The organism is Mycobacterium gordonae (assembly GCF_017086405.1).
Classification (GTDB): domain Bacteria; phylum Actinomycetota; class Actinomycetes; order Mycobacteriales; family Mycobacteriaceae; genus Mycobacterium; species Mycobacterium gordonae_D.
Window position 1 is genome coordinate 5,678,087 of record NZ_CP070973.1, and the last position, 21,430, is coordinate 5,699,516.

General features: G+C 68.9%; 16 protein-coding genes. 6 read left to right on the plus strand and 10 right to left on the minus strand.

What is annotated here, in order from left to right:
- Nucleotides 1-22 precede the first annotated feature (22 nt).
- Nucleotides 23-1,153 (plus strand): AI-2E family transporter, encoded by a 1,131-nt coding sequence (locus JX552_RS24150; RefSeq protein WP_205874352.1) that lies wholly within the window; start codon nucleotides 23-25, stop codon nucleotides 1,151-1,153.
- Here the strand turns inward: JX552_RS24150 and JX552_RS24155 are convergent.
- Both JX552_RS24155 and JX552_RS24160 read right to left on the minus strand, forming a co-directional pair.
- Entirely contained in the window at nucleotides 1,134-1,931 is a 798-nt protein-coding gene (locus JX552_RS24155; RefSeq protein ID WP_205874353.1) for a dienelactone hydrolase family protein, read from the minus strand. The two genes, JX552_RS24150 and JX552_RS24155, sit on opposite strands and share 20 nt — an antisense overlap.
- A gap of 20 nt (nucleotides 1,932-1,951) precedes the next feature.
- Entirely contained in the window at nucleotides 1,952-2,596 is a 645-nt protein-coding gene (locus JX552_RS24160; protein ID WP_241010699.1) for a DUF4245 domain-containing protein, read from the minus strand.
- Nucleotides 2,597-2,671: 75 nt separating this feature from the next.
- Here JX552_RS24160 and glpX point away from each other — a divergent pair, with 75 nt between their 5' ends.
- From glpX to JX552_RS24175, 3 genes are all read left to right on the plus strand, one after another.
- A complete protein-coding gene (gene glpX, locus JX552_RS24165) occupies nucleotides 2,672-3,748 on the plus strand; it encodes a class II fructose-bisphosphatase (protein ID WP_205874355.1) in 1,077 nt (358 codons plus the stop codon).
- 26 nt (nucleotides 3,749-3,774) lie between these two features.
- Nucleotides 3,775-5,178: a class II fumarate hydratase gene (locus JX552_RS24170; protein ID WP_205874356.1), complete on the plus strand. Its 1,404-nt coding sequence runs from the start codon at nucleotides 3,775-3,777 to the stop codon at nucleotides 5,176-5,178.
- A 106-nt stretch (nucleotides 5,179-5,284) separates the two neighbouring features.
- Nucleotides 5,285-6,286, plus strand: a complete 1,002-nt coding sequence (locus JX552_RS24175) for a hypothetical protein (protein ID WP_205874357.1) — start codon at nucleotides 5,285-5,287, stop codon at nucleotides 6,284-6,286.
- Here JX552_RS24175 and JX552_RS24180 read toward each other — a convergent pair.
- From JX552_RS24180 to glyA, 5 genes are all read right to left on the minus strand, one after another.
- Nucleotides 6,255-7,745, minus strand: a complete 1,491-nt coding sequence (locus JX552_RS24180) for an adenylate/guanylate cyclase domain-containing protein (RefSeq protein WP_205878657.1) — start codon at nucleotides 7,743-7,745, stop codon at nucleotides 6,255-6,257. The two genes, JX552_RS24175 and JX552_RS24180, sit on opposite strands and share 32 nt — an antisense overlap.
- A 52-nt stretch (nucleotides 7,746-7,797) precedes the next feature.
- On the minus strand, nucleotides 7,798-8,673 hold the full coding sequence (locus JX552_RS24185) for a polysaccharide deacetylase family protein (protein ID WP_205874358.1): 876 nt from the start codon (nucleotides 8,671-8,673) through the stop codon (nucleotides 7,798-7,800).
- Between the two features lie 142 nt (nucleotides 8,674-8,815).
- A complete protein-coding gene (gene phoH2, locus JX552_RS24190; RefSeq protein ID WP_205874359.1) occupies nucleotides 8,816-10,117 on the minus strand; it encodes an RNA 5'-3' helicase PhoH2 in 1,302 nt (433 codons plus the stop codon).
- Nucleotides 10,118-10,358: 241 nt separating this feature from the next.
- On the minus strand, nucleotides 10,359-11,186 hold the full coding sequence (locus JX552_RS24195) for an acyl-ACP desaturase (RefSeq protein WP_205874360.1): 828 nt from the start codon (nucleotides 11,184-11,186) through the stop codon (nucleotides 10,359-10,361).
- Nucleotides 11,187-11,335: 149 nt separating this feature from the next.
- Nucleotides 11,336-12,616 carry a serine hydroxymethyltransferase gene (glyA, locus tag JX552_RS24200; protein WP_205874361.1) on the minus strand — a complete coding sequence of 427 codons (1,281 nt, stop codon included), beginning with the start codon at nucleotides 12,614-12,616 and terminating at the stop codon, nucleotides 11,336-11,338.
- 145 nt (nucleotides 12,617-12,761) lie between these two features.
- Between glyA and coaA the strand changes: the two genes are divergently transcribed.
- Nucleotides 12,762-13,700, plus strand: coding sequence for a type I pantothenate kinase (coaA, locus tag JX552_RS24205; protein WP_205874362.1), 939 nt, complete (start codon nucleotides 12,762-12,764; stop codon nucleotides 13,698-13,700).
- 18 nt (nucleotides 13,701-13,718) lie between these two features.
- Here the strand turns inward: coaA and JX552_RS24210 are convergent, their stop codons facing one another.
- Entirely contained in the window at nucleotides 13,719-16,526 is a 2,808-nt protein-coding gene (locus JX552_RS24210; RefSeq protein WP_205874363.1) for a PE family protein, read from the minus strand.
- Nucleotides 16,527-16,701: 175 nt separating this feature from the next.
- Nucleotides 16,702-18,699, minus strand: coding sequence for a PE family protein (locus JX552_RS24215; protein ID WP_205874364.1), 1,998 nt, complete (start codon nucleotides 18,697-18,699; stop codon nucleotides 16,702-16,704).
- A gap of 349 nt (nucleotides 18,700-19,048) precedes the next feature.
- On the opposite strand from JX552_RS24215, the gene JX552_RS24220 reads away from it, so the two are divergent.
- A complete protein-coding gene (locus tag JX552_RS24220; protein WP_241010700.1) occupies nucleotides 19,049-20,617 on the plus strand; it encodes an FAD-dependent monooxygenase in 1,569 nt (522 codons plus the stop codon).
- Nucleotides 20,618-20,970: 353 nt separating this feature from the next.
- Here the strand turns inward: JX552_RS24220 and JX552_RS24225 are convergent, their stop codons facing one another.
- Complete coding sequence (locus JX552_RS24225; protein ID WP_205874366.1) at nucleotides 20,971-21,384, minus strand: hypothetical protein; 414 nt, start codon at nucleotides 21,382-21,384, stop codon at nucleotides 20,971-20,973.
- Between the last annotated feature and the right edge of the window lie 46 nt (nucleotides 21,385-21,430).

Consider the following 21,430-nt stretch of genomic DNA (forward strand, 5'->3'; position numbering starts at 1 on the left):
CGGAGGGCGGTCTCGGTCCAGCATGAACACCGAATTCACGCTTACCCAGAAACGCGCCCTGGCGATCATCACTCTCCTCGCCCTTGCTTTCGGCGCGTACTTCCTGCGCAATTATTTCGTTCTCATCGTGGTGGCCGCCGTGGGCGCGTATCTGTTCACGCCGCTGTTCAACTGGTTCAACACGCGGGTGGGCACCGGCCTGTCGGCCACCGCCACCCTGTTGTCAGCGCTGTTCATCGTGATCGTCCCGGTGGGACTGCTGGTGGCGTTGGCGATCGTGCAGATCGCTCGCATGATCGACTCGGTTTCGGAGTGGGTCCGCTCGACCGACCTGAGCAGCCTCGGCGATAAGACCTTGAAGCTGGTCAACGAATTTCTGTCCCGGGTGCCGTTCGTGCACATCAACGTCACCGCCGAGATGCTGCGCAAGGCGATGGTGTCCGCGGCCCAGAGCGTCGGGCATTGGCTGTTGGGCGTGCTGCAGAACACGGCGGGCAGTCTCGCCGGGACGATCACGTCGGCGATCATCTTCCTGTATGTGTTCGTCGCACTGCTGGTGCACCGCGACAAGCTGCGGACCCTGATCGGCCAACTCAATCCGCTCGGCGACGAGGTCACCGATCTGTACCTGCAGAAAATGGGCTCGATGGTGCGCGGCACCGTCAACGGGCAGTTCGTCATCGCCTTCTGCCAGGGCGTCGCGGGCGCCGCGTCGATCTTCATCGCGGGTTTCCACCATGGCTTCTTCATCTTCGCGATCGTGCTGACCGCGTTGTCCATCATTCCTTTGGGCGGCGGCATCGTGACCATTCCGTTCGGGGTGGGAATGATGCTCTTCGGCAATATCGGCGGCGGCCTGTTCGTGGTGCTCTTTCACTTCGTGGTGGTCACCAACATCGACAATTTCCTGCGACCGATCCTGGTGCCCCGGGATGCCCGGCTGAATTCGGCGCTGATGTTGCTTTCGGTGTTCGCCGGGATCTCGATGTTCGGCCCGTGGGGCATCGTCATCGGCCCGGTGGTGATGATCGTGATCGTCACCACCATCGACGTCTATCTGGCGGTCTACAAAGGCGTCGAACTCAAACCCGTCCCCGAGGACAGGCCGGCCCGCCGCGGATGGTTGCGGCGCGCTAAGTCAGCCGCGCCGTGAGGAATTCGACCACCCGCTTGCGCGCCTCGTAAGCCGGTTGGCCGTCGACCTCGCGGACCTCGTCGGTCAGCACCGAATGCGCCATCCGGCCGAAACCGTGCTCATTGCCCGGGCCGGAGTCGATCTCGATCACCTCGAACGCATCGCCGAGACGCTGCTTGAGCGTCGTGAAGCGTTCGCCCGGCGCCATCTTGTCCCCGCTGAACCGCAGCCCCAGGGCGCACAGGTCGTGGTTGGCGCAGCGTTCGGCCACCACGGCCAGCTCGGACTCGCTCATCCCCGGATCGCGGCGCTGCTTGGCGGTGAACGGGAAGGGCACCGAGGGTTGGCTCAGGACGGGGGCCAGCACGCTGTCGTCGACGGCGGCGGCCAGCGCGAAGCCGCCGGTGAAGCACTGACCGATCACCCCGACGCCCCTGCCGGGCGTTTGCTCGTTGAGATCTCGGGCCAGGGCGCGCAGGAACAGCGACACCGGGCGCTGCTTGTTGGTGGCCATCGCGGCGAACTCCTTCGCGACGCAGCCGCGGCTGATCTCCGCCAGGATGTAGCCAGGGGTTTTGGCCTTGCCTGGCTGACCGAACAGTGACGGGATGGCCACGGTGAACCCGTTGTCCACCAGATGGTTGCCCAGCGCCAGCACGCCGGGATGGATGCCCGGCATCTCCGGGATCAGCACCACGCCGGGGCCGGATCCCTTGCGGTAGACGTCGTAGGTATAGCCGGCGCCGGTGAACGGCGCAGCCGACCACCCGGCGAGATCTGCTTCGGGTGCGGTCACAAGACGTCCTTTCTCTCGGCCTAACGGCTCGGTAGCGGCTGCGCGGACTGTGTCGCGGACGCCAGGGTGCGGAACTGGTCGGGGGTGCCGGCGCCGGTGATCGCCACCTGGGTGGGGCCGGCCGGACTGGCGAGCCTGGTGGTCCACACCGGCTCGACCGCTCCGTCCTGGTCGGCTCCCTGGTAGACGACCCACCTGGTGCCGTTCACGTCGACGGTCCCGCTCGGGAACATGCCGGAATGGATGGAGCCGACCAGTTTGTCCTCGTCGGCGTTACTCTGCGTCAGGCTCAGGTACATCCCGGTCGGGCTGATGTAGCCGACGGTCGAGGTGGCCGCGTGCAGCCGCTGGCCGGCGGAGGCGTCCGTGCGGCCCGCGTCGATGCCGCCACGGCCGCCGGAATTCGGCTTCCAGTCCGGCGGCAACTCGGGCAACCGGATCGGGAATCCGAGCGTCGCGGCGTCTGCCCGCAGCGCCGCCGCCGCGTCATAGGACGGGACCTTGCCCCGATTGGTCCCGCCTGGCGCGAGGGAACACATTCCCACCATGCCGGCCAGCAGGATGCACCCGATCACCAGAGGCACCAGCGACCAGAACATGTCGCGTCCGTCCTGCAGCAACCGCGGCTTGGCCGGCTTGGGGGCAGGCTGCGGCTCCGAGGTCACTCCGCAAGTATCCCAGCTCCAGTCGAGTGTTCCGCTTCTGGGACAATCGGCAACCATGAATGAAGGGCGCCAACCATGACTGCACAGGGATCAGGCTCGTCGCCGACCATTGCGACCTCGTCACACGCCCGACCCCGTGGCGAGGCCCCCGACCGCAACCTGGCTCTCGAGTTGGTGCGCGTCACCGAAGCCGGTGCCATGGCCGCGGGTCGCTGGGTCGGCCGCGGCGACAAGGAGGGGGGCGACGGCGCGGCCGTCGACGCCATCCGCGAGCTGGTCAACTCGGTGTCGATGCGTGGCGTGGTGGTCATCGGCGAGGGCGAGAAGGACGAAGCACCGATGCTCTACAACGGCGAGGAAGTCGGCAACGGCGACGGCCCGGAATGCGACTTCGCCGTGGACCCGATCGACGGAACCACGCTGATGAGCAAAGGCATGCCCAACGCGATCTCGGTGCTGGCGGTGGCCGATCGCGGTGCCATGTTCGACCCGTCGGCGGTGTTCTACATGAACAAGATCGCCGTCGGCCCCGATGCCGCCCACGTGTTGGACATCACCGCACCGATCGCCGAGAACGTCCGCGCGGTCGCGCGGGTCAAGGAACTGTCGGTACGGGACATGACCGTGTGCATCCTGGACCGGCCGCGGCACGCCCAGCTGATCGCCGACGTCCGCGACACCGGCGCGAGGATCCGGCTGATCACCGACGGTGACGTCGCCGGCGCCATCTCGGCGTGCCGGCCGGGCTCGGGCACCGACATGCTGGCCGGTATCGGCGGGACCCCGGAGGGCATCATCACCGCCGCGGCGATCCGCTGCATGGGCGGGGCCATCCAGGCCCAGCTGGCGCCCAAGGACGACGCCGAACGCCAGAAGGCCATCGACGCCGGCCACGACGTCGAGCGGGTGCTGACCACCACCGACCTGGTATCGGGCGAGAACGTCTTCTTCTGCGCGACCGGTGTCACCGACGGCGACCTGCTCAAGGGCGTTAGGTACTACCCGGGCGGCTGCACCACCCAGTCGATCGTGATGCGGTCCAAGTCGGGCACCGTGCGCATGATCGAGGCCTACCACCGGCTGTCCAAGCTCAACGAATACTCGGCGATCGACTTCACCGGCGACAGCAACGCCGCCTATCCCCTGCCCTGACACCTAGACATACGAGGATCTGAGCTATGGCCGAAAGCGCCGAATATCGCATCGAGCACGACACCATGGGCGAGGTCCGGGTGCCGGTCAACGCGTTGTGGCGCGCGCAGACCCAGCGCGCGGTAGAGAACTTCCCGATCTCGGGCCGCGGCCTGGAGCGCACCCAGATCCGCGCACTGGGTCTGCTGAAGGGCGCCTGCGCGCAGGTGAACAAGGACCTCGGACTGCTGGACCCGGAGAAGGCTGACGCGATCATCGCCGCGGCCGCCGAGATCGCCGACGGCAAGCACGACGACCAGTTCCCGATCGACGTCTTCCAGACCGGCTCGGGGACCAGCTCGAACATGAACACCAACGAGGTGATCGCGTCGATCGCCGCGGCCAACGGGGTGAAGGTGCACCCCAACGACGACGTCAACATGTCGCAGTCGTCCAACGACACCTTCCCGACGGCCACCCACATCGCAGCCACCGAGGCCGCGGTGCGCCATCTCATCCCGGCCCTCGAGGTGCTGCAGGGCGCGTTGTCGGGCAAGGCACTCGAGTGGCAGACGGTCGTCAAATCCGGACGCACGCACCTGATGGATGCCGTTCCGGTGACCCTCGGCCAGGAGTTCAGCGGGTACGCCCGCCAGATCGAGGCCGGTATCGAGCGGGTACGGGCTACGTTGCCCCGGCTGGGTGAGCTGGCGATCGGCGGCACCGCGGTCGGCACCGGCCTCAACGCTCCCGAAGGGTTTGGCGTCCGGGTGGTGGCGGTGCTGGTGGAATCGACCGGCTTGTCCGAATTACGCACGGCGACAAATTCTTTCGAGGCCCAAGCAGCGCGCGACGGGCTGGTCGAGGCGTCCGGCGCGCTGCGCACCATCGCGGTGTCGCTGACCAAGATCGCCAACGACATCCGCTGGATGGGCTCGGGCCCGCTGACCGGCCTGGCCGAGATTCAGCTGCCGGACCTACAGCCGGGCAGCTCGATCATGCCGGGCAAGGTGAATCCGGTTCTGCCAGAAGCGGTTACCCAGGTGGCAGCACAGGTGATCGGCAACGACGCTGCCGTTGCCTGGGGTGGCGCCGCCGGCGCTTTCGAGCTCAACGTCTACATCCCGATGATGGCCCGCAACATCCTCGAGTCGTTCAAGCTACTGACCAACGTGTCAAAGCTGTTCGCCGACCGATGCATATCGGGACTGGTCGCCAATGTCGAGCACCTGCGCGAGCTGGCCGAGTCCTCACCGTCGATCGTGACGCCGTTGAATTCGGCCATCGGGTACGAGGAAGCCGCCGCGGTAGCCAAGCAGGCGCTCAAGGAGCGCAAGACGATCCGTCAGACCGTCATCGACCGCGGCTTGATCGGTGACAAGTTGTCCGAAGAGGAACTGGACCGCCGCCTCGACGTGCTCGCGATGGCCAAGGTCGAACCCGTCGAATAGCCGGATCGGGGGGGATGGTGGCAACCGCAGGTACCCTGCGGTGGACGCGGTTATGTGTGGCTAGCTCAGCGTGGAGACGGCCGGTGAGAGTAAGGGTGATTCAGTAATGACGGTTCCCCCCGGCGGTCCCTACGGTCAGGACCCCTACGGTCAGGACCCGTACGGGGCGAACCCGTATGGGCAGCAACCGTATTGGGGCGGCCAGCCCCAGGGCCAGCCGCAGGGCCCGCCACCCGGTCAGCCAGGTTCGTACCCCTACCCGCCGCCCGGTGGCCAGTATCCCCCCGGCACCGATCCCTACGGCGTCCCCGGCTACGCACCCCAGCAATACGGCCAGCCCGGCCAACAGGTCCCGCCTGGCTGGCAGCCGGGTGGCTACCCGCCCGGTCCCCCGCCGTCGAATTCGAAACTGCCGTGGCTGATCGTCGCCGGCATCGCCGTGCTGGGTGTCATCGTGCTGGTGGTGATCCTGGTGGTCTCGCTCAAAGGCAACGAAAACGAGTCTCCGACGGCCGGCCCGTCCGGGACGACGAGCGCCGCGACCTCCGGACCCGAGACGTCGATGCAGACCGCGACTGACTGCACCCCCAACGTCTCCGGCGGCAACAAGCCCACCGGCGACACGGTCTCGGCGGGCAAGCTGTCCTTCCCCACGAACGCGGCGCCGGGTTGGCAGCCCTATGTGGACGACCAGAACCCCAACATGATCGACGCCGTCGGCCTGGGCGCGGAGGTGCCCAACGCGAGCCAATGGATGATGCAGGTCGAGGTCGCCATCACCAATTTCGTGACCAGCATGGACGTCAACGCGCAGGCGTCGAAGTTGATGGACTGCGTGGCCAACGGCCCCGGCTATATCCAGTCGAATCCCACGCTGGGGCCGAAGAAGAAGTCGTCGATGACGGTGGACGGAGTCAAGGCGGCCCGGGTGGACGCCGACGTCACCATCGCCGACACCACCCGCGGTGTGAAGGGTGACACGGTGACGATCATCGCGGTCGACACCAAACCGGTCACCATCTTCTTGGGCGCGACCGCCATCGGAGACAAGGCCTCCGCGGCTATCGTCGACAAAGTCATTGCCTCGCTGAAGGTTTCGAAGAAGTAACCGGCGAAGCCTTGGCCGGTGCCCGGTCGGGCGGCATCCAGACGTGGGTCGGCTCGGAGCGACCGCGCAGCACGGTCGCATAGCACTCGTCCCAGCTCTTGCGCTCAGCCGACCCCGCGCGGTCAATTGCCGTGCCCGAGGCCAGGATTCGACGTTCGGACGTCTTGGCGAGGTCGGCCAGCCGGGCCGCTTCGTTGACCGCGTCGCCGATCACCGTGTACTCGTAGCGGTTTTCGGCGCCGATGTTGCCGGCGAAGACCCGCCCGGCGGAAACACCGATGCCGAAGTCCACCATCGGCAGCTGCCGGACCTTGTCACCCAGGGCACGCGCCGTGGCCAACGCCGCCGCCGCCGGTTCGCTGGTGCGCAACGGTGCTCCGAAGACGACCAGCGCGGCGTCACCCTCGAATTTGTTGATGAGTCCCTGAAACTCGTCGACGGTGCCCACGACGATGCGGAAGAAATCGTTGAGCACCGCCGCCACCTCCTGCGGCGGGAGGTTCTGGGTGAGCTTGGTGGAACCCACCAGGTCGATGTAGAGGACGGCGGCGTCCACGACGTCACCGGACAGCGTGGCGCCCTCCTCGAGGGCACGGCGCGCAACGTCGGGCCCGACGTGACGCCCGAACAAGTCACGCAGCCGGTCCCGTTCCTCGAGCCCGGTTACCATCCGGTTGAAACCGCTTTGCAGCCTCCCGATCTGGGACCGTTCGTACACACCGACGTAGGTGTCGATGTGGCCGTGCTCGACCTCGGCCATCGCGTCGGCGACCTCGGCGACCGGATCGGAGATCGACCGCGACGTCAGGATCATGATCGGCATTCCCAGCAGAATGGCCGCCAACGACACCACCAGGATCGGCACGTCGAGCGAGTTCGCCTGCTCCATTACCCAGCCGGTGGAGCGCATCACCGCGAACGTGGCAATCACCCCGATCGGCAATGCGCTGCACAGAAACCACAGCAGAACGAGCCGCGCGAAGACACCCGGCACCACCAGTCGCGGCTGGCACCCGCGGGTGGCCGCGCTCATGATCGGCCGCAGCGTGCGCTGCGCGAGAAGCAGACCCGTACCGGCGGCCGCGGCCCCGCCGATCAGCACGCCGAGTGAGATCGGCACCATGACCGCGGCTCCGCCATCGGTATTGGGCACAACGACGATCACGCCACACACCGCCCAGGTCGCCGCCAGCAGCGCTGACTGCCGACCCGCGATTTTCATCGCCGCGTCGCGCTGCTCGGGTGTCGGTTGCACGCCGGCGGTGTACCAGCGCAGGGTGGGCGCCAGGATCAGGGGCCCGATGACCGCCACTGACAGAGTTCCCAGCACGATCAGCAGCGCCACCATGCCAGTGTTCTTTTCGGCGAAGTCTGCGTTGGCTACCGCGGGGCTGTGGCCTCGCATCGGGATCAGGATCGCGGCCGTGTCGGCGACGGCGATGATGTACGCCAGCGACAAGTCGGTGCCGTACTGAATCGACAGCCGCAGAGCAGACTTCGGCGCCGCTGCCCTAGGCACCGTTGTTCGGCCCGCCCGAGTTCTGCCCGGCGATGTCGGTGATCGGGAAGTTCGGCATCGGCTTGGGCGACGGGGTGTTCGGTAGCGGCGGGATGTCGCCGGGCGGAATGTCGTGCAGCTCGTTGACGGGCGGGCCGTTCTCCCGGCTCCCGTAACTGCTGCCGGGCGCCCGCGGCCCCAGCAGCTCGCTGACCGTCACCAGGCGGTAGCCATTGGCCTTGAGCACCGGGATGAACTGGTAAACGAGGTCGACGGTGCTCGAGTAGGTGTCATGGAACAACACCACCGATCCCGGCTTGATCTGCGCCATCAACACCTGCCGAGTCGCCGCGGTGTTGGAGTCGTTCGCCCAGTCGAAAGGAATGACGTCCCAGAGGATCTCAGCGAGGCCGAAGTTCGCCGCAGCCTGGCGCACCGCCGGGTTGGACAGCCCGCCGGCGGGCCGGTACAACGCGGGCTTGCGGCCGGTCGCGGCGACGATGGCGTCATTGGCCCGGGAGAACTGCGCGGCGATGTCCTCCGGCGGGATGGTCGTCATGTTGGGGTGCTCCCAGGTGTGGCTGCCGAGCTCCATCCCGGCGTCCACGACCCGCTTGGCGCCGGCCGGGTTGGCCGCGACCTTGTTGCCGATCTCGAAGAACGTCGCTTTGGCGTCGTTGTCTTTGAGGATCTGCAGCAGCCGGTCGGTGTAGGGGCTGGGGCCGTCGTCGAAGGTCAGCGCGACACACTTGACCGCGGCGCAACTCTGGTTGTCGGCCCGCGTGACGTGGCCGGTCAGCCCGCCGATCACCAGCACCCCGGCCGCGACCACGACGCCGAGGACCGTGCGCCCGTAGCGCCAGGCGAGATTGTCGGGTCGTTTCGGCACCAGGAAAGTTTACCGAACGTATCGCCCGCAACCCCGACGTCGAGGGTGCGGTGACGGCGTTCATTCTGCGTCCAAGGCGCCATCCGCGGCATTTTCCCGCCGCAGGCGCAGGCTCAGCGCCCGGATGGCCGACTCCCAGGACTCAGTGCGGGCCGGCGATCTCCTCGAGCATTTCGGTGACCAGCGCGGCGATCGGCGAGCGCTCGCTGCGCAGCAGCGTGATGTGGGCGAACAGCGGGTGACCCTTGAGCTTCTCGATCACCGCGGCGACCCCGTCGTGCCGGCCGACCCGCAGGTTGTCGCGTTGGGCGATGTCATGCGTCAACACCACCCGGGAACCGGTGCCCAGCCGGGACAGCACGGTCAGCAGCACGTTGCGCTCCAGGGACTGGGCTTCGTCGACGATGACGAACGAGTCGTGCAACGACCGACCTCGGATGTGGGTCAACGGCAGCACCTCGAGCATGCCCCGCGAGAGCACCTCGTCCAGCACCGCCGGGCTGGCCAGACCTTCAAGGGTGTCGAAGACCGCCTGGGCCCAGGGGCCCATCTTGTCGCTCTCGCTGCCGGGCAGGTAACCCAGCTCCTGGCCTCCCACGGCATACAGCGGGCGGAAAACGACCACCTTGCGTTGGGTGCGGCGTTCCAGCACCGCTTCCAGTCCCGCGCACAGCGCCAAGGCCGACTTCCCGGTGCCGGCCTTGCCGCCGAGCGAGACGATGCCCACCGATTCGTCGAGCAGCAGATCCAGAGCCACCCGCTGCTCGGCGGAGCGACCCCGCAGGCCGAACACCTCCCGGTCGCCGCGAACCAGCTGCACCCGCTTGGCGGGCGTGACCCGGCCCAGCGCGTGCGAGCTGCCACCCAGCAACCGAATCCCGGTGTGGCACGGCAAGTCCCGAGCCTCGGCCAGGTCTATCTCACCGTCCGCGAACAGCGCCGCGATGTCGTCGGAGGCGGTCTCGATCTCGGCCATCCCGGACCAGCCGGAGGCTACGACGTCCTGCGCGTGATATTCATCGGCGGCCAGGCCCACCGCGGCGGCCTTGACCCGCAGCGGAATGTCCTTGCTCACCAGGGTCACCCGCTTACCCTCGGCGGCGAGGTTGGCGGCGCAGCTCAGGATGCGCGAGTCGTTGCTGTCGGTCCGGAAGCCCGCGGGCAGCACCGACGGGTCGGTGTGGTTCAACTCGACGTGCAGCGAACCGCCTTGTGTCCCAACCGGAATGGGCTGGTCAAGCCGGCCGTGTTCCAGACGCAGATCGTCGAACAGGCGCAACGCCTGACGCGCGAACCAGCCCAGCTCGTGGTGGTGGCGCTTGGCCTCCAGTTCGCTGATCACTACCAGCGGAACCACCACCTGGTGCTCGGCGAACCGGCTGCATGCCCACGGGTCGGACAGCAGCACGGAGGTGTCAAGCACATACGTCCGGATTTCGGTCACGGGGCGCTCCTCGAGCGAATGGCGCTCGGGCGGACCCACGCGAGCGTGTCGGCGGGGGCCGCGGCACCAGGACCGGGGCCGGTCCTGCCGTTGAAGTGACGGAAGGTGCCGCCCTGGCAGCAGAGCAAGTCGCTGGCCATCACCGGCGACGCTACTCCGGTGGCCACACCCCCGCAGTGCAGGCGCGCCGAGACGCTATCGAGACACGTAAACGCAACAAATGTGGGCGGACTAGTCCGTGCTAGTCGGTGACGAACCGCTGCAGTGCCGGTTCGTCGGCCAGACCCCACGCGGTGATGCGCTCGGAGATCACCTGCTGCAGTTGGGCGCGGTCGAAGATACCGGCGTCGGCCACGGCCTGCAGCTTGTCCTGGTAGGCATCGATGTCGGCGCCGGGGACGTCGAGATCGGCGGCACGTGCGGCAATCGCCTGGATCACCTCGTCGCGGGAGTAGTCCAGCAGGTGGGTGATCAGGTTGGCGAAGAACTCCTCGTGCCGCGCTTCGTCTCGCGCGATCCGGTCCACAAGTCCGGCCAGAATCGGTTCCTCGATCTGCGCGGCAAGGTTGCGGCAGAAAGTGCCATAGGTGCGCTCGGAGAGGGCCATGTAGACCAGGGTGTCGATCTGCGAGTACTTCTCGGTGCGATAGCCCTTCATGACGTACTGGACCCGGGCGTCTTCATTCGCGGCCGGGTCGACCTCGCGGGTGACCACGAGGTACTCGCGCAGCGCGATGGCGTGCAGATGCTCCTCGGCGGTCCAGCGGCCGATCCACCGGCCCCAGTAGTCCTCGAGGATGAAGTGCTCGACGAACTCGCGGTGATGGGCCGCCAGGTTGTCCTTGAGCAGCAGCATGACCTCGCAGGCGTCGGTGATCGGGCGGGGCAGCGTCGCCTGGGACGGGTCCCAGTCGCGCCCGCCGAGGTACGCGAAGTTCTCCCCACGGTCGAACGGTACGTAGTCGTGGGCGAACCAGATCTCTTCGGTGGCCAGGTGGTGTGCCAGCAGGGATTCCACCACGGGCTCAAGTTCAAGGGTCAGCGCATTAGCGACAGGTTTCTGTGCCATGCGGTAACTGTAACCCGCATTCACAGGTTCTTTCAAATTTCTGCGGGCGTGTCGCGGGTCACTTTGTGAGCAGACGCGAAAGCCCCCTTTTCGGCATGGAACGCATGGAAAAGGGGGCTTTTGCGTCTGCTCGGCGGGGCGGGCGGGCCTCAGCGCCCGACCAGGCCCCATTCCTCGATGCCCTCGTAGAGAGGAAACTCCCTGGCCAGCCGCGCAACGCGCGCGCCCAGTTCAGCCACGTCCGCTGAGGTGCCGGCCGCCAGCGCGGTCGCGATGATGTCGGCAACCTCGGAGAATTCGGCGTCCCCGAAGCCGCGGGTCGCCAGGGCCGGCGTCCCGATCCGCAGACCCGACGTCACCATCGGCGGCCGGGGGTCGTTTGGCACGGCGTTGCGGTTGACCGTGATACCCACCTCGTGCAGCAGGTCCTCGGCGGCCTGGCCGTCCAACGGAGAGTTGCGCAGGTCGACGAGCACCAGATGGACGTCGGTGCCGCCGCTGACCACGGAGACACCGGCGTTGGCGACGTCGTCGGCCAGCAGGCGGTCGGCGATGATGCGCGCACCCGCCAGCGTGCGCTGCTGACGCTCGGCGAACTCAGGCGTGGCGGCGATCTTCAATGCGACCGCCTTGGCTGCGATCACGTGCATCAGCGGCCCGCCCTGCTGACCGGGGAACACCGCCGAATTGATGGCCTTCGCATACTCCTGCTTACCCACGATCATGCCGGAGCGGCCGCCCCCGAGCGTCTTGTGGATGGTGGTGGACACCACGTCGGCGTGCGGCACCGGCGAAGGATGTAGCCCCGCGGCGACCAGGCCGGCGAAATGCGCCATGTCGACCCATAACTTGGCGTCCACCTCGTCGGCGATCGACCGGAACGCCGCAAAGTCGAGGATCCGGGGATAAGCGGACCAGCCGGCGATGATCACCTTCGGACGGAACTCCAGTGCCTGGGCGCGCACCGCGTCCATGTCGACCAGATGGGTCGTGGGATCGACGCCGTAGAAGGCGTTCTCGTACAACTTGCCGGAGAAGTTCAGCCGCATCCCGTGGGTCAGGTGGCCGCCGTTGGCCAGGTCGAGACCCAGCAGCCGCTCCCCCGGCGACATCAGCGCGTGCAGCACGGCAGCGTTGGCCTGCGCGCCCGAATGCGGCTGCACATTGGCGAAATCCGCGCCGAAGAGCGCCTTGGCGCGATCACGGGCGATGTTCTCGACCACGTCGACGTGCTCGCAGCCCCCGTAGTACCGGCGGCCGGGCAGACCTTCGGCGTACTTGTTGGTCAACACGCTGCCCTGGGCCTGCAGAACCGAGCGGGGCGCGAAGTTCTCCGAGGCGATCATCTCGAGGGTGTCGCGTTGCCGCCCGAGCTCCTTGCCCAGCAACTCGGCGATATCGGGGTCGACCTCAGCGAGTGGTGCGGACATCAGGGAGGCTGTGCCGGGGGAGCGACGCGGGCGCCGGGAGTAGCAGTCACGGGCATAAGTCTATCGAGACGGTTGCCGCACAGCTGAATCGCGTTTTCGCCAGCCCCACCGTCAGTGCCGCTGCCGTTCCTGAGAGACTGGCACCATGCCGCGGCCGAGCGAGCCGAGCCCCTATGTCGAGTTCGACCGACGGCAATGGCGCGCGCTCCGCATGTCGACGCCGCTGGCCCTCACCGAAGAGGAATTGGTCGGTCTGCGCGGCCTCGGCGAACAGATCGACCTGTTGGAGGTCGAGGAGGTCTACCTGCCGCTGGCCCGGCTCATCCACCTTCAGGTGGCCGCGCGGCAGGGCCTGTTCGCCGCCACCGCCGAGTTCCTCGGCGAACCGCAGCAAAACCCCGACCGCCCGGTGCCGTTCATCATCGGGGTAGCGGGCAGCGTGGCCGTCGGCAAGTCGACCACGGCGCGCGTGCTGCAGGCGCTGCTGGCCCGCTGGGATCACCATCCCCGGGTGGACCTGGTCACCACCGACGGGTTTCTCTACCCCAACGCCGAACTTGAACGACGAAACCTGATGCACCGCAAGGGTTTCCCCGAGAGTTACAACCGCCGGGCACTGATGCGGTTCGTCACGTCGGTGAAGTCGGGATCCGACTACGCCTGCGCGCCGGTGTATTCACACCTGCGCTACGACATCATTCCCGGCGCCAAGCACGTGGTTCGGCATCCCGACATCCTGATTCTGGAGGGGCTGAACGTCCTGCAAACGGGTCCGACGCTGATGGTGTCGGATCTGTTCGACTTCTCGCTGTATGTGGACGCCCGCATCGAGGACATCGAGCAGTGGTACGTGTCGCGGTTCCTGGCGATGCGCGGCACCTCGTTCGCCAACCCGGAGTCGCACTTCCACCACTATTCGGCCCTGTCCGACTCACAGGCCGTCGTCGCCGCGAAAGAGATCTGGCGGTCGATCAACCGGCCCAACCTGGTCGAGAACATCCTCCCGACCCGGCCCAGAGCCACCCTGGTGCTGCGCAAGGACGCCGATCACTCCATCAACCGGCTGAGGCTGCGCAAACTGTAGAGCCGGCGAGCGGGACCGCTACCCGGGCAATCCGGCCGTGCCGAACAGTGAGCCGCCGGAGCCTCCTACCGCACCGTCACCGTCACCGCCGTCACCAACTTCCCCGATGCCGCCGGCCCCACCGGAACCACCGTTACCGCCGTTGCCGATGAGTCGGGCGCTGCCGCCCACGCCGGCGTTGCCGCCATCCCCACCTTTACCGCCATTGAATGCCGGGAAGCCGTCGAAGCTGTCACCACCCCTGCCGCCGGCGCCGCCGACACCGCCGTTGCCGTAAACCGACCCGCCGGCCCCGCCGTTCCCGGCGTTTCCGCCGCCGCCACCGTCACCGCCGGTGCCGCCCGAGAATCCCGACACCCCGACTCCGCCGATGCCGCCGGCTCCGCCGATGCCGCCGGCGCCCCACAATCCGGCCGCGCCGCCGCCGCCCCCGTTTCCGGCATCGCCGCCGATGCCCCCGGTACGTGGAGCGCCTCCGGCGACCTGGTAGCTGCCGCCGGCGCCGCCGTTCCCGCCGGCTCCGCCCGCCCCGCCGTTTCCGTACAGCGTCCCGCCGGCCCCACCAAGGCCGGCGTCGCCGCCATGGCCTCCGGCACCACCGTTGGCCGGGTTCAAGCCGCCGGTGGCAAGGCCGAGGCCGCCCGCGCCGCCGACGCCGCCGCTCCCCGCTGCGCCGCCGTTGCCGATCAGACCTGCGGCGCCGCCGTTTCCACCACGACCGCCGTCCCCACCGGGCCCGGCGAATTGAGCGTTCGCGCCGCTGCTGCCGTTGCCACCTCGCGCGCCGGCGCCGCCGTCGCCGTACAGCCACCCGCCGTGTCCACCGCTACCACCGTTGCCTCCAACGACGCCCGTGCCGCCGACACCACCGGACCCCCCGGCACCCCAGAGGACGACATTTCCACCGTTGCCACCGGACGCGCCCGCACCGCCGATGCCGCCGGTTCCTCCGAGTCCGATGATGGCGTTACCGCCGTTGCCGCCGCCGGCACCCGCACCGCCGGTGCCACCCCCGCCGCCGCTGCCGAACAGCCCGCCATCGCCTCCGCTACCGCCGGCCACACCGGCGGTAGTGCTGTCAAAGCCACGGCCACCGTTACCCCACAGCAGACCCCCGCCTTGCCCGTTGGGATTCGAAGCCGTGCCGTTGGCTCCGTCGCCGATGAGCGGACGGCCCAACAGCGCCTCGGTGGGTGCGTTGATGACGTCGAGGATGCCGCCACCGCCGATCGACGGAGGAGTGAAGATCGTGCCGTTGGCGCCGGCGATGCCGTTGACGCCGTCCGGCAGGGACCCGAAATTCCCGTGCACCGAACCGGAGCCCGGGGCACCGCCGGCGCCAACGAAGTAGGCGTTGCCACCGTTGCCGCCGGAGGCGCCGGCGGCTGCCGAACTGCCGCCGAAGCTCCCGGTGAGACCGTTACCCCCGGCCCCGCCGTTGCCGAACAGGTATCCGCCGAGACCGCCCCTGCCGGCCTGCCCCGGGCCGGTCACCGGCCCGTTGGAACCGACACCGCCGTAGGCGTCGCCGCCGGTTCCGCCGTTGCCGACCAGCCGCGCATTGCCACCGGCACCGCCACGGGCACCCGACGCGAAGTTGGCGACCGACGCGCCCCCGGGCGTGCCGCTGTTACCCCCGTCGCCGCCGTTGCCGTAGAACAACCCGCCGGTGCCGCCCTCCCCGCCGTTCCCGGTGGTCGAGGAGAAGGCGTTGCCGTTGCCGCCGACGCCGCCGTGACCGCCGTTGCCGATCAGCAGAGCCCGGCCGCCGAGCCCTCCGTTGCCGGCCACCGCACCGGCGGCATGTCCACCTGCACCGCCGGCGCCGCCATTGCCGAATAGCCCGCCGGCCCCGCCGTTGCCGGCGGCACCACCACTGCTGAAGCCTGGCTGTCCACCACCGCCGCCGGCGCCACCCTGACCACCGTCTCCCCAGATCCAGCCGCTGCCGCCCTCACCGCCGGCACCGCCGGTTCCACCGAAGCTCGCCCCGACGCCGCCGGTCCCGCCACTGCCACCGACCCCGGAGTTGCCGTACAGGAACCCGCCCCGACCGCCGGCTGCACCGGCACCGCCGCCGGGACCGAACTGATTGCCGTTCGTGCCGCCCGTTCCGCCGGCACCACCGGCCCCGCCGGCACCGAACAGCGTTGCCGAACCACCCGCGCCGCCGAGCCCGCCGGCGCCTCCGTTGGCTGCGGCACCGGCCCCGCCGGCCCCGCCGATACCGCCGTTGCCGTAGAGCCAGCCACCGTTGCCGCCGGCGCCGCCGGCGCCGGCGGTCGCGCCGCCCGTCAGGCCGACTCCCCCAGAGCCGCCGGCCCCGCCATTGCCGATCAGCCCCGCAGACCCGCCGGCACCACCGCCCTGTCCGGCGCTGCCCCCGGCACCGTTACCACCATTGCCCCACAACAATCCACCGTCGCCACCCCTGCCCCCCGGGGTCGTGGCATTGACACCGTCGCCGATCAACGGGCGATTGAGCAGCGCCATGGTGGGCGCGTTGATCAGTCCCATCACGTCCTGGGGTACCGCCTGCGCGGCATTGAGCGCCTCGGCCGCAGCGTAGGTGCTCCCGGCGCCCGTCATGGTCGCCACGAACTGCTGGTGAAACGCCGCGGCTTGGGCGCTGAGCGCTTGGTAAGTCTCAGCATGCCCGGAAAACAGCATCGCGATCGCGGCAGACACCTCGTCGGCGCCGGCGGCCGCCAGAGCCGTCGTGGGGTTGGCCGCCGCGGCAGCGGCAGCATCGATCGTGGAACCGATGCCGGAGAGATCCGACGCCGCCAGCGCCAGGAATTCGGGTGCTGCAACCAGGAAAGACATGGTGTGTCCTATCGTTCGACGGCGCACGCGGCGAATCGCAGAATATGCGCGGCTGACCGATCATTGCGGCGAAATTCGTATCCTCTTAGCGAAGACGAATCCGACCCGCCGCGGGCAGGGCACACTGCACGTGCATCACGGCGAAGGTTGTGCACTCTGCACAGCCACCCGCCGATCAGCCCGCCCTGCCGTCAGCGCCCCTTGTCCCCGAAATGCTGCCCGCCCCGGCGGCCCCGGAGCCGCCCGTGCCACCCGCACTGCCGTAGGTGGACGGAGCACCCGCAACCGGGGTGGATGTCCAGCTGGCCGCCGTGACGCCGCCGGCGCCACCGGCGCCACCCGTGCCCGACGCGCCACCGGCGGCGCTGGCGCCGCCGGCTCCGCCGAGGCCCGCCGCGCCCCCGGCACCGATGAATCCGCGGCTTCCGCCACTTCCGCCGCGGCCGCCCGTCGCACCGTTACTCGCGGTCCCACCGGTCCCTCCGGCACCGCCGTCTCCTCCGTCGCCGCCTTGCAGTTGAGAGTTGGCGAGCAATTGCGCGGTGTAGGCGTTGCCGCCGCCGCCGCCGGCACCACCGAGTCCACCGGCCCCGCCTGCGCCACCGGCGCCGCCCACGCCGCCTCCGCCACCTGCGCCCCCGTCGCCGAACAGCAGTCCGCCGGCGCCACCGTCGCCACCGGTGCCGCCCGCCCCCGACGCTCCGGCGTTGCCGCCCTGGGCGCCGTTGCCGCCAGCGCCGCCCGCGAGATTCTGCTGCGCGGTAAACGATCCGAGGGTGTCTCCGGTGGCGCCGCCGCTGCCACCGGAGCCTCCGGCTCCGCCGGTCCCACCGACCCCGCCGGCCCCGCCGAAACCTCCGGCTCCGCCATTGCCGACGAGTAAGCCGCCACGCCCTCCGGCACCCCCGGCACCTCCGGCACCGGCGGCGCCGCCGTTCGCGCCAGCAGACCCGTTGCCGCCGTCCCCGCCCGCCGCTCCGGGGTGGTTGGGTCCGACTGCGAACCCGAGCGAGTCGCCGCCGTTGCCGCCGTTGCCGCCGTTGCCGCCGATGCCGAGCGCATTGCCACCGTCACCGCCGGTCCCTCCGGTCGGCTGGCCCGGAGTGAAGAAGTTGGGCGCTCCGCTACCCGCGGACGTCTGGTTGGCGTCACCGCCCGCCCCACCATTTCCGCCGTTGAATCCGTCGGCGCCGTGTCCTCCGTTACCGCCGGTGATCGGACTCGAGTTACTCAGCCCCCACTGACCGGGTTGCCCGGTCGCGGTACCACCCTGTCCACCGTTACCCCCATTGACGGTGGCGCTGCCTGGCGTGCCGGGACTGCCGTTGCCGGCAATCGCCGGTGAACTGGTATTGCTGCTGGCGGCGCTGCCGGCACCGCCGTCCGCTGCCGAGCCGGCAGGAAGCGGGTTACCGCTGCGACCGGCACCGCCCGCCCCGCCGAGGCCGCCGGCACCGCCGGCGCCCAGCACTCCGGCGGCGCCGCCGAAGCCACCGCTGCCGCCGTTGCCGCTCTGAGTGGCGCCCAGACCGCCGACCCCGCCGAAGCCACCGCTGCCGCCGTTGCCGTACAACCAGCCCCCGGCCCCGCCGGCCCCGCCCGCGCCGCCGAGACCGCCGACAGTGCCGGCAGTGCCCGATCCGCCGGCCCCGCCAGCACCGCCGTTACCGAACAGCCCGGCAGCGCCACCGGCACCACCCGCCTGACCGGTGCCGGCCGCACCGGCAGCGCCGTTACCCCCGTTACCCCACAGCAGGCCGCCGGCGCCGCCGGCCCCACCCGGGGCGGTGGCGTGGGCACCGTCGCCGATCAGAGGGCGACCCAGCAGCAGCTGGGTGGGCGCGTTGACAGCGCCCAGCACGGCCTGCTCAACCGCCTGCAACGGTGACGCGTTCAATGCCTCGGCGGTCGCATATGACCCGCCGGCACTGGTCAGCGCCTGCACGAACTGCTGATGGAAGGAAGCCGCCTGCACGTTGACCGCTTGGTAGGTCTGGGCGTGTGTCGAGAACATTGCGGCAATCGCCGCCGACACCTCGTCGGCACCGGCCGCAGCGAGCGCGGTCGTCGGGCCGACCGCGGCGCTGTTGGCCTCGCTCAGCATCGATCCCACATTCGTCAGTTGGCTCGCAGCATGCGCCACCGCGTCCGGCGCGGCAATCAGGAATGCCATCGCTGTCCTTCCATCGGATTCAATCGGGGCCGGCGTCGGCCAGGCAATGCGCCAATCAACAACGGGCCCAACATCTCTTGAGTTTTGCCAGCTTGCCTCGCCAGACACCGGGACGACATCGTGCAGAGTGCACAGACCCAGTTCGGGGCGAGGTGCACTGTGCACAGGCGCCGAAGTGGGCCGAGCCGAGCCCGGCAAGGCGCAGTCGGTCGGCGGACGGCGAAGGCGCCCGGTATTCTCGGCACGGACCTCGGCGCTCCGGCGAGGGGGGCGGTATGCACATCGCACAATCGGTCAGGACGAAATTCGACGACCCCTAGCGGGCTGTGATTCCGGTAGATTCCGGCTCGTGGCTGATGTGGTGATCGTCGGCGCCGGCCCGAACGGACTGATGCTGGCCTGCGAACTCGGGCTGGCCGGCATCCGGCCGGTGCTGCTGGACACGAGCCCAGGCCCCAATACGCAGCGACGTGCAGCGGGCATCGTGGGCCAGGGAGTCCGGATCTTCGACCACCACGGCCTGTACGACACACTCGCGCAAACGACAGAGCCCCCGCGGCCGGCCGCCGGCTCGTTCTTCGCCGGCTTCGGATTGGACGTCGCCGAGGTGCCGAAACACCAGCTGTACACATTGCGGGTGGAACAACCCAGGCTCATCGAAGTGCTTGTCACCGCGGCCCAGAGATACGACGTCGACTTTCGCTGGGGTCACGCCCTGACCGGTTTCGAGCAAGACGACGACGGCGTCGTCGTACACGTCGCAGGTCCGGACGGCCTCTATGAATTGTCGGCCGAATACCTGGTGGGCGCCGACGGCGGCTCAAGTCTCACCCGCAAGCTGGCAGGCATCGGTTTTCCGGGGATGTCGTCCTACGACGTAACCGAGCATGTGGCGTTCGGAGTCCTGCCGCCCCTGGACTGGGTTGATTCCGACACCGGGGCGCTGAACGTCCCCGGGTTCGGCGCCATTCCGCCGCGGCAATACTTTCGGGCCGGCGGAGGCATATTCGGGTGGGGCACGAAGCTGACGGACCGGGGCGGGGTGTTCACAATCGAACTCGACAACTCACCACGTGAGAACCCCGACCTCAACGGCGACAATGCGCCCGCCAGCATCGCCGAGCAGGAAGCCAGCATCGAGCGCGTGCTCGGGGTACCGGTCCCGCTACAGCTGGAATCCAGTGACCTGGCACCGGACCTTCGCCTTTATCGCGGCGTGAACTCGCGGATCGCGTCACAATACCGACTGGGCCGGGTCATACTCGTCGGCGATGCCGCGCACGTGCAGCCACCGCTCGGGGGCCCCGGTCTCAATCTGGGTCTGCAGGACGCAGCGAACCTCGGCTGGAAGCTGGCGGCTGTACTGGACAAGCGCCGCGGCACTGAACTGCTCGACACCTACGAAAGCGAGCGGCGGCCCGCCGCCGAGCGGGTGATCATGCACAGCCGCGCCCAGCTGGCGCTCATCCGGCCTGGCGCCGAAGTCAGCGCCCTGCGGGAACTCTTCGGCGAATTGCTCTCGCAGCCCGCAGTCGTCGGTCACCTCGGGGACCTCGTGTCCGGCGCCGACATCCGCTATGGCGCAGGCGCGACAGCCCATCCGCTGGTCGGACGCTGGGTGCCGGATTCCGCCGTGACGAACTCCTCTGGAACGGCCCGCTTCGCGGAGCTCGCCCGGGCCGGGAAGCCGTTGCTGATCGATCTGACCGAGCTGGGAGTGGTGGACGCCGCGGCCTCGGCCATCGCGCACCGAATCGTCGTCGTCGCTGGGCGCGCGGTGGAGGAACTGTCGGCCACGGCTCTGTTGGTGCGCCCCGACGGCTATGTGGCCTGGGCGTCCTCGTCGCAGACACCCGACTTGGACGAACTCGATCACGCACTCACGTTCTGGTTCGGCGTCACCACCACAACCCGCTGAGTCCCCCGAATGGCGGACGCCCGATGTCCACCGTTCGTAGTACCCCGAAATTCATCCCGCCGCCGCCCGATCGGAGGACAACGCGGGCGCGCAACTGCGGGCAATGTGGTGTAGCTGGGCAGTTTCGCTCGGCCTCAACAACAACGAGGAGGGACCTGATGAGCCACGAAATCCTTTTCCAGGAGACGGACGCCGCATACGCGTGGGCGGTCTTCGTAGTCGACGACGTCGACGCGTGACAATCGTGTCGGCCCTCGGGGGCCGGCACGACAAAAAATTCATTCCAACAGGCCAAGCGGGGCCGCGCACCGCACTGCTCAGGCGGTGGCAACCCCGCTCGGCGGGAAGGGGAATCACGCCGCCAGGCGGCGCACTCCCAGGTACTGGAGGCCGGCGAACGCCAGCGTGTAGACGCCGCTGGCCAGCGTCGCACCGACCCCGACCGACGTCATCGACAACAACTCCGCGGCAGTGATCGCCGCGACCGTGTAAACCAGGTTCGCTGCGACGACGCCGAGTCCCGCGCGACGCAGGTTCGGCAACGCGGCCAGACTGAACACAGCCAGTCCGTAGAGGACGAAGAAGGCACCCATGCTGTATTCCTGGGCGGACGTCAGGCCGGTCACTCGCGAAATCGGATCGGCGGCAACGGCGACTGCCAGCCCCATCAAACCGGTCAAGGTCGCGTCAGCGCGCATCGCGAAGCGCAGCAGCGAGTCGTTGGAGTCGGATAGCGGGCGGGGCTGCACGCCGGAAATTGCGGTCATGTTCGGGTCTCCTCGGGCTTGGGCGTTGGTGCGGGTCGAACACGTC